We start from the raw sequence: 11938 nt of genomic DNA on the forward strand, positions 1-11938 counted from the left end.
CAGCCGGTCGCGGGCCGGGCCGGAGCGCGGCGGCGGCACGGCCCACGGCGCCCTCTTGTGGCCCTCCGCCGCCAGCAACTGCTCCTCCAGCCGGTCGGCCAGCGCGCCCGCGGCCCGCAGCACCTGCGCCGCGCGCTCGTGCAGGCCGGCGAGTTCGGCCGGGCTCATCGCCGCGAGCAGGTCGCCGGCGCCGCTGGGGTGCCGGAAGCCGCCCTGCCCGAAGAGCCCGGAGGCGTCCAGCAGGTACCGGGCGCGGGCCAGCGAGTCGGGTGCGAGCAGGAGGAGTTCGGCCAGCTGCGCCGGTTCGGCGCCGGGGCCGAGCACCGCGACGCCCCGCGCGCAGCGCAGCGCGAGCGGGTCCATCCGGTGCAGGCAGTTCATCAGTCCGCGCCGGTAGCTCTCGCCCACCAGCAGCTCAGCCGGCCCGCCGTCGGCCACCGCCGCGGCACCGTGTACGGCGGCACCGTGCACCGCCGCTCCCGCCACCTGACGCTCCGTCGGCGCCCCCTGATCCTCCATCAGGGCCCGTACCAGCAAGGGGTTCCCCCCGGTCAGCGCGTGTGCCTGGGGGGTCAGCCGGGCCGCGGCCCGCGCGCCGAAGCGCTCGGTCAGCAGGTCGGCGACGAGCTCGACCGGCAGCAGTCCCAGCCGGACCCGCTCGTGGTGCGGCTGGCGGGCCAGCTCGACCTCGAAGAAGGGGTTGGGCGGGGTCATCGTCTCGCGCGAGCTGAGCACGGTGAGCACCCGGGCGCTGCGGGTGCGCCGCACCAGGTAGAGCAGGAACTCCAGCGACGGCACGTCGGCGTCCTGCCGGTCGTCCACCGCGATCAGCACCGGCGCGCGCTCGGCCAGCGCGAGGATCCGCGCGCAGAGCAGGTGCAGGGTGCGCTGGTCCAGCCGCGGCTGGTGCGCCGGCCGCGCCGGGTCCGGCTGGTCCGGCAGCTGCCACGGGTCGTCGGCGCCGAGCGTGAGACCGGCGCTCTGCAGCAGTTGCTGGACCAGCCCGAGCGGGAACTCGCGCTCCAGCGGCGAGCCGGTGGCGACCAGCACCTTGGCCCCCTGGTCGGCGGCCAACTCCGAGAAGGCGTCGAGCAGTTCACTGCGACCGCTGCCCACCGAGCCGTTCAGCGCGACCACGCCGCCGGCGCCGCCGAGGCAGCGGTCCAGCGCCTCGCGCAACCGGCCGAACTCGCGTTCGCGGCCCGGGGGCAGCGATCTGGGGACTTCGCGCGCGGCACGCGCGAGGATCGTGGACATCCGTACTCCTGGAACAGGGCGCACCGGTCCGGGGGCGCGTCGCTGCGCTCCCGCCGTGCGAAGGGCCGGACCTGACGGAACGTGAAGGTGAGGGGGGATCCCGCCCGCCCGGACCGCACTGGCCGGGGCGGACACACCCCGCGCGGCCGACGGCCTCGCGGGAGGGGTGGCCTCAGCGACAGAGGGAGCTGGCGTGCCGCAGCAGGTCGATGTCCAGCCTGGCCACCAGCCGGAGCCGGACAGCGAAACTCGCGCCGCTCGGCTGCTGCATGACCGTCTCCATCCCCGCCCCAGGACGTGCTGCGCTTGCGGCATGCGTTCGATGCCGCCCGGCTTATCCCCGGGGCACCCCACCGCAGAGGAGGGTTGCCAGTCAGCCGGCCGGGGCCCATGGCTGACATTCATCGCCGGTGCGAGTGTACGAACGCCGTGTCGAGCCCGTCAATCAGAGCGGCCTGACGCCGCGCCGGACCGGAACGCGACCCCACCTCCAGGCGAACACCAGGGGGACTCCAGGAGAACTGTTCGAGCTCCTCCCCAAGGGGCCACCGGTGCGGGCCCCTCCGCCCCCTCCCGGGGCCCGCCCGCTGCGGTTAGGGTGCCCGTCGAGCCCCGCCCACCTGCGGATCTCCCGCGCGGGCCACCCCGCCCCCGTGCCGTGACCCGACCGATCGGAGTCCCCCTGTGTCCAGCCTCTGGCCCGCCGGCCGCCGCCGTGTCCTGGTCGTCGGGATCGACGGCGTCCGCCTCGACCTGCTGCCGGAGCTGGCCACCCCGCACCTCGACGCGGTCGCCGCGGCCGGCTTCCTGGCCCCGGTGGTGGTGGACGAGGCGACCCCGACCATGTCGGGCCCGTGCTGGGCGACCGTCGTCACCGGGGTGACGGTGGCCAAGCACGGCGTCCTCGGCAACCACTTCGGCGGCCACCGCCTGGACGTCTTCCCGGACTTCACCACCCGGCTGGCCGCCACGCACCGGCGCCGGACCTTCGCGGTGGGCGGCTGGGAGCCGCTCTTCCTGGCCCGGCAGGGCGGCCCGCTCTTCGCGGCGCCCGGCCGGCTCTCCTACATCGCGCCGCTGGAGGACACCCCGCAGGCCTGGGAGGTCTGCGACGAGCGGGTGACCGCCGAGGCGGTCACCGTGCTGAGCGGGGACGACGACCCGCAGGCCACCTTCGTCTACCTCGGCGCGGTCGACGAGACGGCGCACTTCCTGGGCTGCGGCGAGGAGTACCGCGCCTCGATCCTGGCCGCCGACGCCCGGCTCGGACGCCTGCTGGCGGCCCTGCGCGAGCGGCCGAACCACGCCGAGGAGGAGTGGACGGTCATCGTGGTGACCGACCACGGCCACCTCGACCAGGGCGGCCACGGCGGGCGCAGCGAGCTGGAGCGCACCGCCTGGGTGGCGGCCAGCGGCCCGGGCCTGCTGCCCGGCGCGCCGGTGGCCGAGGTCCGCCACGTGGACGTGGCCGCCCACGTGTACGCCGCACTGGAGATCGTCCCCGACCCGCACTGGACGCTGGACGGCCGCCCCTTCACCCCCGCGCCCGTCGCGGCGCCCGTCCCCGCCGGGCAGCCGGCACCGGTCCCGGTCGGCTGACCGCCCCGTCCGCTACAGCGCCTTGACCAGCCGCTCGAAGGCCAGGTCGGGGCGCTTGGGGATGCCGAACCGCTCGTCGCCGTACGGGAACGGCGAGAGCTCGCCGGTGCGCGCGAAGCCGCGCCGCTCGTACCAGGCGATCAGGTCGGCGCGCTGGACGATCACCGTCATCTCCAGCTCCGCCGCACCCCACTCCTCGCGGACGTAGCGCTCGGCCTCGGCGAGCACCGCCCGGCCCACCCCGCCGCCCTGCTGCGCGGGCCGCACCGAGAACATGCCGAAGTACGCGCCGCCCGCGCCGCGCCGCTCCACCGTGCAGCAGGCGAGCAGTTCGCCGGAACGCTCGGCGAGCAGCACCTCGGTGTCGGTCCGGGCGAGCGTCTCGGCCACCGAGACGCTGTCGGTGCGCCGGCCGTCCAGCAGGTCCGCCTCGGTGGTCCAGCCGGCCCGGCTGGCCTCGCCGCGGTACGCGGACTCCACGAGGTCGACGAGGGCGGCGATGTCCTGCGCCGTCGCGGGGCGGAAGACCAGGTCAGAGGAGGTGTCTGCCATCCGTGCTACTCCAGGTGGGTGCGGGTGGGGCCGGGGACGTTCACGGCCCCACCCGCATGGTGCCACAGCGCCCGCACCCGACCCCCGGTCGAGAGGCCCTATCGCACTGCGCCGATCGGCGCGGCACGACACCCCGAACGGCGCACCCGATGTCGGGAATCGGTCGGGCACAGGCGAGGATGAGCGGGTGTCCGTCCAATTCGATCACCGGGGGAACTGAGCCGTCATGCACCCGCGCATCTTTGCGATTCTCACCGCATTCCTGCTCGGGGCTCTGGGCCTCGGCGCGGTGGCCGTCACGCAGTGGACCCCGCCGAGCGCGGCGCCCGCCGCCTCGGCCGGCGCACCCGCCGCGGCCGGCTCCACCGCCGCCCGCCCGGCCGTCGTACCGGGCGCCGGCTCGCCCTCCCCCACCGGCGACCCGGCGGTGTGGACCCGCAGCACCCTGCGCAACAAGCTGATGGCCGAGATGGACGCCACCGATCCCGGGGTGGCGCTGGCCGACCTCGACCAGATCACCAAGAAGCTCCCCTACACCGTCCGCTTCTGCCACCCGATCGCCCACGAGCTGGGCCACGCGGCGGTCAAGCGCTACAACCACGACTTCGCCAAGGTGCTCTCCTTCCCGCACGACACCTGCGCGGCCGGCTACCTGCACGGCGCGGTCGAGGAGATGCTGGCGGCCTCCAGCGACCCGGCCAAGGACCTGCTCAAGCTCTGCCAGCCCGCGATGAGCGGCCCGTGCGTGCACGGCGTGGGCCACGGCACCATGTTCGTCGCCAACCAGGACGTGGCCAAGGCCCGCGACCTGTGCAGCGAGTTCGGCTCGCAGAGCCGGATCGTCACCTGCTCGGAGGGCCTGTTCATGCAGCTCTTCGGCCCGGACGAGGAGGACGAGAAGGCCAAGGCCCTGGTGCCGGCCGACAAGCTGGCCGCCGAGCCGCTCTACCCGTGCCCCGAGCAGCCGGCCCTCTTCCAGTCCGCCTGCTACTTCTACGCGCCGACCTTCTACCTCTCCTCGCACGACTACGCCAACCACCCCGACGTCTACGCCCAGGCCCTCAAGTGGTGCCTGAACGCGCAGGCCACCGGGGGCGCGAACGACTGCAGCCGCGGGGTGGGCTCGCGCACCATGAAGTACAACCTGGACCGCGAGGACTGGGTCGGCCAGCAGTGCGCCAGCGCCGCCGACGGCTGGCAGCGCAAGGCCTGCGTGGACGGCATGGTCAGCTACTACACCGTCAACTACACCGACGCGGGCGCCTCCCAGCGCCTGTGCGCCAAGCTGACCAACCAGGAGATCGCCCGGGACTGCCGCTCCTCCGCGCACCTGTCCGGCTCGCTGGACTGACCGGCCGCCCACCCGCCCCGCGCCCGCGCCGGGCCACCCCCGCACCCCCTCACGACGCCGTCGCCCACGCCCGGGCGGTGGGCCGGTGGCACCGGCGACGTACCATCGGCGCCATGCCCGAGCAGCCCTTTCGCGACGCCGCCCACCGCACCGCCGACCTGGTCGCCGACTACCTGGCGGCGGTCCCGACCGGTCCGGTCTGGCAGCCGATGGACCCCGCTGCGCGCCAGGCACTGCTGACCGCGCCCCTGCCGCACGCCGGCCGGCCGCTGGACGAGCTGCTGACCGCCGTCGCCGCCGACGTGCTGCCCGCGCCGATGGGCAACGGGCACCCGCGGTTCTTCGGCTGGGTGAACTCCGCCCCCGCCGAGGCCGGGGTGCTGGCCACCCTGACGGCCGCCGCGATGAACCCCAGCTCGGCCGGCGGCGACCACGCGGACGTCCACCTGGAGCGCACCGTGGTGCGCTGGATCGCCGAGCTGGTGGGCTTCCCGCACCCGCCCGGCGGCGGCCTGCTGACCTCGGGCACCTCGATGGCCACCATCGTCTGCCTGACCGCCGCCCGCGGCCGGGCGGCGGCCGCCGCGGGCTGGGACGTGCGGGCCGACGGCCTGGCCGGGCTGCCCCCGCTGGTGGGCTACGTCAGCGGCGAGACGCACTCCTGCGTCCGCAAGGCCGCCGAGCTGCTGGGCCTGGGCAGCCGGCAGCTGCGGGTGCTGGCCACCGACGCCGAAGGGCGACTGGATCCGCGGGCGCTGCGCGCGGCGGTCGCCGAGGACCGCGCGGCGGGGCGGCTGCCGTTCCTGGTGGTGGCCTCGGCCGGGACGGTGAACACCGGCGCGGTGGACCGCTTCGAGCCGATCGCCGACGTCTGCGCCGAGCAGGGCCTGTGGCTGCACGTGGACGGCGCGTACGGCGCCTTCGGGGTGCTGGACCCGCAGATCGCGCACCGCTACGCCGGCCTGGCGCGGGCCGACTCGCTCGCCCTGGACCCGCACAAGTGGCTCGGCGTCCCGGTGGACTGCGGCTGCGCGCTGGTGCGCGACCCGCAGGCGCTGCGGGAGACCTTCAGCCTGGTCCCCGCCTACCTGCGCGACGAGGAGGGCGACCAGCTGGGCTGGTTCTCCGAGTACGGCACCGAGCAGACCCGTCCGTTCCGCTCGCTCAAGGTCTGGGCAACCATCGCGCACCGCGGCCGGGACGGCATCGCCGCCGACATCGCGACCTGCACCCGCCTGGCCCGCCGGCTCGGCGAGCTGGTCGGGGCGGATCCCGCGCTGGAGCTGATGGCGCCGGTGGAGACCTCGATCGTGGCCTTCCGGGCCCGCCCGGCGGGCCTGGACGCGGCCGCCCTCGACGCCCTCAACCAGGCGCTGCCGGCGGCCGTGCAGCGGCGCGGCCGGGCCTTCCTGACCGGCACCGTGCTGGGCGGGCACGAGGCGGTCCGGGCCTGCCTGCTGAACGCCACCACCACGGAACGCGACCTGGACGTGCTGCTGGCGGAAGTCCGGGCGGCGGCAGCCGAACTGACTACCCGCCAGTAGCACCGGTCGTCCCGGACCGGCGCCACTGACCAGGACTGTTACCTGCCCGGCAGACATTTACCAGTCGGTCATAACGCATTCGTGATCGTGAAACACCGGTCCGTCATCGTGAGGGCATGACTCAATCGACTTCCTCGGCCCAGCAGCCGGCCGCGTCGGCCGCCACCGCCACGGACGCCCGCCGCCCCTCGCGCGCCGAGCGGCGCCGCGCCAGAGCGGGCCACTGGCGGCGCGAGAGCGTGGAGCTGGCCGCCGCCTTCCTCGCGGTCTGCGCCGCCGACCTGATCGCCAACGTCGTGGTGCACGGGCACCAGGGCCCGGTGCTGCTGGCCGGGTCCGCCGCCGCACTGATCGCCACGGCGGTGTTCCACTCCTGGTGGGCCCACCGGCGGCCGCACGCCGCGCCGGGCCCCGATCCGCTGCCCGACGAGGGGCCGGCGGCCACCGGCCTGCCGCAGGAGACCCGGCTGTGGCGGCTGCGGGCCACCGTCTCGGACGCCCCGGGGAGCCTGGCCACCATCTGCTCGGCCCTCGCCGAGCTGCGGATCAGCATCATCTCGCTGCAGACCCACCCGCTGCCGGACGCCACCGTGGACGAGTTCCTGCTGCGGGCCCCGCGCTCGGTGCCCCGCGACGAGCTGGCCGGCGTGGTCGCCCGGGCCGGCGGGCGGGACATCTGGACCGATCCGGCCGACGCGCACGACCTGGTCGACGTGCCCACCCACGTGCTGGGCCTGGCCACCCGCACCGCGCTGGACGCCGCCGAACTGCCGGTCGCGCTGCGCCGGCTCTTCGGCCAGGTCACCATCCGCCAGTTCCCCGCCGCCGCCACCGGCCACGGCACGGAGCCGCTCGCGGATCGGGTCGCCCCCAGCCTGCGGGGCCACCTGATGCGGCTGGCCGCCCCCGGCGGCGAGCTGATCGAGCTCTCCCGCCCGCACCTGCCCTTCACCCCCACCGAGTTCGCCCGGGCCAAGGCCCTGGTCGAGCTGGACGCGGTGCTCGGGCCGCGGGTGCCCAAGGTCGAGGACCACCTGCGGCTGCCGGTCGGCGACGCCGAGGGCGACGCCCCGCGGAGCGACGAACTGACGGTGCGCCGGGCCGACCCGGCCGACAAGGCCCGGGCGCTGGCCATGCACCGGCGCTGCTCGACCGGCACGCTGCGCCGCCGCTACCACGGCCCGGTCGCCGACGCGGACCGCTACCTCGACCACCTGCTCGACCCGCGGCACGGCCAGACCCTGGCGGTGGAGGCCGCCGACGGCGCGATCGTCGCGCTGGCCCACCTGATGTGGGACGACGACAGCGCCGAGCTGGCGGTCCTGGTCGAGGACCGCTGGCAGCGCCGCGGGCTGGGCCTGGACCTGCTGCGCCGGATGGCGGCGCTGGCCGCCGAGGCGGGGGTGGCCACCGTCTACGCGGTCACCCAGGCCGGCAACACCGCGCTGATCGGTGCCATGCAGCGCCTGACGATCCCGCTGGACTACCAGGTCGAGGACGGCACCCTGGTGATCACCGCCCACCTGGCCGGCGCCGCCGGCCGGCTGCCGACGCCCTGGCCCAGCGTCCCCGGCCGCCCCTGACGCGGCCTGGCACCCGGGCCCGCGTCACCCCGGGTGCGGCCGCCGTCCTGCCACCGGCAGCGGCGGCCGCACCCGCGTTCGAACGGCACCGGTCGGGGGAATCCGGGCCGGTCGGGGCGCCGTCGCACCCCCGTCGAGGCGCCGTCAGGGCGCTGACCGGGTACGACAGGATGGGGCCCAAGACTCCGAGCCGCCCGCGACAGCCGTTAGGCTGGCCCCGTCCATGCCGCCCGACGGCCCCAACGAAGCCAATGGGGGGCGTCAGCACGAGGAGGAACCACTGAGCATGCCAGGCACCGGATCGGAGGCCGCGGCCACCGGCGCACGCGACTCCTCACTGCCCGCCCGCTCCAAGCTGGCCGTCACGGCGGGGAAGATGGCTGCCGCCGCCTCCCGTACGGTCGGCCGTGGCAGCGGCTCGGTGATCGGCGGCAAGGTCGCCCTCAAGCTCGACCCCGACCTGCTCGCGCGGCTGGCCGACCACCTGGACGTGGTCCTCGTCTCCGCCACCAACGGCAAGACCACCACCACCCGGCTGATCGCCGAGGCGCTGGGCGCCGCCGGGCCGGTGATCTCCAACGCGCTGGGCGCCAACATGCCGGCCGGGATCACCGCCGCGCTGGCCGGCGGCTCGGACGCGCGCTACGGCGTGATCGAGGTGGACGAGAAGTACCTGGCGGGGGTCGCGCGCGACACCCGGCCCAAGGCCATAGCGCTGCTGAACCTCTCGCGCGACCAGCTCGACCGCGCCGCCGAGACCCGGATGCTCGCCGAGCGCTGGCGCGAGGGCCTCAAGGACACCGAGGCCGTGATCATCGCCAACGCGGACGACCCGCTGGTGACCTGGGCCGCCTCCTCCTGCCAGCGGGTGGTCTGGGTGGCCGCCGGTCAGGCCTGGAAGGAGGACGCCTGGTCCTGCCCGTCCTGCGGCGGGGTCATGCAGCGTCCCGGCGACGACTGGTTCTGCCAGGAGTGCGGTTTCCGTCGCCCGCAGCCCCACTGGGCGCTGCAGGGCAGCCACGTGATCGACCCCAACGGTGCCGCCTGGCCGATCCAGCTGCAGCTGCCGGGCCGCGCGAACCTGGCCAACGCCACCAGCTCGGCCGCCGTGGCCGCGGTCTTCGGCGTGCCGCCGCAGGTCGCCCTGGAGCGGATGCAGTCGGTGTCCGCGGTCGCCGGTCGCTACGACGTGGTGAACTACCAGGGCCGCGACGTGCGCCTGCTGCTGGCCAAGAACCCGGCCGGCTGGCTGGAGACCTTCTCGCTGATCGACGGCCCGCCGACCCCGGTGATCCTGTCGGTGAACGCGCTGGACGCGGACGGCACCGACACCTCCTGGCTCTGGGACGTGGACTACGAGCGGCTGCACGGCCACCCGGTCTTCGTGATGGGCCAGCGCCGGCTCGACCTGGCGGTGCGCCTCGAGGTCGCCGGCCTGCAGTTCCACGTGGTCGAGTCGCTGGAGGAGGCGGTGCGGATGGCGCCGCCCGGCCGGATCGAGGCGATCGCCAACTACACGGCGTTCCAGCAGCTGCGCAAGGTGGTGGCCGGCGCATGAGCACTCCCCCTCCCGGCTACCAGCCGCAGCCCGGCCAGCCGCAGCACCCGCACCAGCAGCCCCAGCAGCCGGGCTTCGGCCCCGCCTCCGGCTACCCGCCGGCGCCGCAGGGCCCGCAGTACCCGCAGGCACCCGGCCAGCAGCCGCAGCACCCCCAGCAGCACCCCGGGTACCCGCCCCAGCAGCACCAGCAGATGCCCCCCCAGCAGCAGCCGGGCTACCCGCCGGCCGCTCCGGGGCACCCGCAGGCTGCCGGGCCGCAGGCACCGGCCGGCTACCCCGCCGCGCCCGGCCACCAGCCGCAGCCCGAGGCACAGCACTACGGAAGGTCATCGAGGATGAGCGACAGCAGCCTGCGGCTGGTCTGGGTCTACCCCGACCTGCTCAGCACCTACGGCGACCGCGGCAACGCGCTGGTCGTCGAGCGCCGGGCCCGCCAGCGCGGGCTGAACGTCGAGCGGATCGACGTCCGCTCCGACCAGCGGGTGCCCACCAGCGGCGACATCTACCTGATCGGCGGCGGTGAGGACCGCCCGCAGCGCCTGGCCGCCGAGCGGCTGCGCCAGGACTCCGGCCTGCCGCGCGCGGTGGAGAACGGCGCGATCGTCTTCTCGGTCTGCGCGGGCTACCAGATCCTGGGCCACGAGTTCATCAACGACCTCGGACAGCGCGAGCCGGGCCTGGGCCTGCTCGACGTCTGGTCCACCCGCGGCGAGGGCGCCCGCAGCGTGGGCGACGTGCTGGCCGAGCCGGACCAGCGCCTGGGCCTGCCGACGCTGACCGGCTTCGAGAACCACCAGGGCGTCACGCACCTGGGCCAGGGCGTCTCGCCGCTGGCCCAGGTCACCGCGGGCAACGGCAACGGTGACGGCGACGGCACCGAGGGCGCCTGGCGCGACACCGTCTTCGGCACCTACCTGCACGGCCCGGTGATGGCCCGCAACCCCGCGGTCGCCGACCTGTTGATCAAGCTGGCACTGGACGTCAACGCGCTCCCGCCGGCCGACACCACCTGGTACGAGGCGCTGCGCGCCGAGCGCATCGCGGCCACCCGCCAGCCCGCCTAGGGCCGCCCCGGCCCGCTCCCGCTCCACCCCGATCCGCCCCCGCGCGGCGCGGCCCCGACCTGACGGGCCGTCGCGTGAACGTTTCCCGTCCGCCGGATGTCCAGCATCCGGCGGCGGGAACCATCGGGCCGGATAAGTAAGACAATGAGACCCGTCGGCTGCACACCCTCCTCGGCAACCGGCTTGCTTGCCCGCGCGAGTGCGTCGACGACGCCGCCCCCGCGCCTGCTCCTGCCCGGCCGGAGGTAGGGGCCGCTATGATCAGTTTCGGGTTGAATGTCCGCTTCTGATCCCGCCGTCGCACGGTGGTAGTCCGGCCGTCCGGTTCTGCTCGGGAGTTGCAAGAACGATGCGTATTGGTGTGCTGACCAGCGGCGGCGACTGCCCCGGCCTGAACGCCGTGATCCGCTCCGTGGTCCACCGGGGGGTGGTCGACCACGGCGACGAGATCATCGGGTTCCAGGACGGCTGGCGGGGTCTTCTCGAAGGCGTCCACCGCCCGCTGACCCTCGATTCGGTCGGCGGCATCCTGGCCCAGGGCGGCACGATCCTGGGATCCTCGCGCGTCCAGCCCAGCCACCTGCGCGACGGCGTGGAGCGGGCCAGGAAGCTCTGCTCCGACCTCGGCATCGACGCGGTCATCCCGATCGGCGGCGAGGGCACCCTCAAGGCGGCCAAGCTGATGAGCGACGGCGGCCTGCCGGTGATCGGCGTCCCCAAGACCATCGACAACGACATCGCCTGCACCGACGTCACCTTCGGCTTCGACACCGCCGTCTCGGTGGCCACCGAGGCGCTGGACCGCCTCAAGACCACCGCCGAGTCGCACCAGCGGGTCATGGTCGTCGAGGTGATGGGGCGTCACACCGGCTGGATCGCCCTCAACGCGGGCATGGCGGCCGGCGCGCACGCCATCGTGGTGCCCGAGCGCCCGTTCCACATCGACAAGCTCACCGAGGTGGTCCGCGAGCGCTTCGAGCGGCAGAAGAAGTTCGCCATCGTGGTCTGCGCCGAGGGCGCCAAGCCCGAGCCCGGCACCATGCCGTGGGAGGAGGGCAGCCGCGACATGTACGGGCACGAGCGCTTCACCGGCATCGCCACCCAGCTCTCCCGCGAGCTCGAGCACCGCCTGGGCAAGGAGGCCCGCCCGGTCATCCTCGGCCACACCCAGCGCGGCGGCACCCCCACCGCCTACGACCGGGTGCTCGCCACCCGGTTCGGCTGGCACGCCGTGGAGGCCGCGCACAAGGGCGCCTTCGGGCACATCACCGCCCTGCAGGGCACCCAGATCAACCTGGTCCCGCTCGCCGAGGCGGTGGCGGACCTGAAGACCGTCCCGGCCGACCGCTACGTCGAGGCCGAGATGGTCATCTGACCGGCACGACCGCACGACGAGGCCCCGCCGGCAGGCGGGGCCTCCTCGTCGG

9 protein-coding genes and 1 riboswitch are annotated in these 11938 nt (G+C 75.0%); of the genes, 7 read left to right on the forward strand and 2 right to left on the reverse strand.

All coding sequences use genetic code 11. The annotated features are described in order from the left end of the window. Positions 1–1257: AAA family ATPase (locus ABD323_RS35650; RefSeq protein WP_344446240.1), on the reverse strand; the 1257-nt coding region annotated here is incomplete at its 3' end. 297 nt (positions 1258–1554) lie between these two features. Beyond that, positions 1555–1666: riboswitch (SAM riboswitch) on the reverse strand. Positions 1667–1941: 275 nt separating this feature from the next. Between ABD323_RS35650 and ABD323_RS35655 the strand changes: the two genes are divergently transcribed. Further along, complete coding sequence (locus ABD323_RS35655) at positions 1942–2856, forward strand: alkaline phosphatase family protein (protein ID WP_344446241.1); 915 nt, start codon at positions 1942–1944, stop codon at positions 2854–2856. A gap of 12 nt (positions 2857–2868) precedes the next feature. Here the strand turns inward: ABD323_RS35655 and ABD323_RS35660 are convergent, their stop codons facing one another. Then, positions 2869–3408, reverse strand: a complete 540-nt coding sequence (locus tag ABD323_RS35660) for a GNAT family N-acetyltransferase (protein WP_344446242.1) — start codon at positions 3406–3408, stop codon at positions 2869–2871. A gap of 226 nt (positions 3409–3634) precedes the next feature. On the opposite strand from ABD323_RS35660, the gene ABD323_RS35665 reads away from it, so the two are divergent. The 6 genes from ABD323_RS35665 (at position 3635) to ABD323_RS35690 (ending at position 11886) form a co-directional block, all read left to right on the forward strand. Next, on the forward strand, positions 3635–4759 hold the full coding sequence (locus ABD323_RS35665; RefSeq protein ID WP_344446243.1) for a hypothetical protein: 1125 nt from the start codon (positions 3635–3637) through the stop codon (positions 4757–4759). Positions 4760–4872: 113 nt separating this feature from the next. Then, positions 4873–6303 (forward strand): pyridoxal phosphate-dependent decarboxylase family protein, encoded by a 1431-nt coding sequence (locus ABD323_RS35670; protein ID WP_344446244.1) that lies wholly within the window; start codon positions 4873–4875, stop codon positions 6301–6303. 116 nt (positions 6304–6419) lie between these two features. Continuing rightward, complete coding sequence (locus tag ABD323_RS35675) at positions 6420–7886, forward strand: GNAT family N-acetyltransferase (RefSeq protein WP_344446245.1); 1467 nt, start codon at positions 6420–6422, stop codon at positions 7884–7886. Between the two features lie 286 nt (positions 7887–8172). After that, a complete protein-coding gene (locus ABD323_RS35680; protein WP_344446246.1) occupies positions 8173–9444 on the forward strand; it encodes a MurT ligase domain-containing protein in 1272 nt (423 codons plus the stop codon). A gap of 338 nt (positions 9445–9782) precedes the next feature. Then, positions 9783–10511, forward strand: a complete 729-nt coding sequence (locus ABD323_RS35685; RefSeq protein WP_344446248.1) for a type 1 glutamine amidotransferase — start codon at positions 9783–9785, stop codon at positions 10509–10511. 349 nt (positions 10512–10860) lie between these two features. Beyond that, positions 10861–11886, forward strand: a complete 1026-nt coding sequence (locus tag ABD323_RS35690) for a 6-phosphofructokinase (protein WP_344446247.1) — start codon at positions 10861–10863, stop codon at positions 11884–11886. Positions 11887–11938 lie beyond the last annotated feature (52 nt).

Origin of the sequence: Kitasatospora nipponensis (genome assembly GCF_039528135.1) — a bacterium.
Taxonomy (GTDB): Bacteria; Actinomycetota; Actinomycetes; order Streptomycetales; family Streptomycetaceae; genus Kitasatospora; species Kitasatospora nipponensis.

Excerpts from the sequence above, each read along its gene's own strand:
- ABD323_RS35665 (WP_344446243.1), top strand. The coding sequence starts at position 3,635 with ATGCACCCGCGCATCTTTGCGATTCTCACCGCATTCCTGCTCGGGGCT.
- ABD323_RS35680 (WP_344446246.1), top strand. The coding sequence starts at position 8,173 with ATGCCAGGCACCGGATCGGAGGCCGCGGCCACCGGCGCACGCGACTCC.
- ABD323_RS35675 (WP_344446245.1), top strand. The coding sequence starts at position 6,420 with ATGACTCAATCGACTTCCTCGGCCCAGCAGCCGGCCGCGTCGGCCGCC.
- ABD323_RS35670 (WP_344446244.1), top strand. The coding sequence starts at position 4,873 with ATGCCCGAGCAGCCCTTTCGCGACGCCGCCCACCGCACCGCCGACCTG.
- ABD323_RS35685 (WP_344446248.1), top strand. The coding sequence starts at position 9,783 with ATGAGCGACAGCAGCCTGCGGCTGGTCTGGGTCTACCCCGACCTGCTC.
- ABD323_RS35690 (WP_344446247.1), top strand. The coding sequence starts at position 10,861 with ATGCGTATTGGTGTGCTGACCAGCGGCGGCGACTGCCCCGGCCTGAAC.
- ABD323_RS35660 (WP_344446242.1), bottom strand. The coding sequence starts at position 3,408 with ATGGCAGACACCTCCTCTGACCTGGTCTTCCGCCCCGCGACGGCGCAG.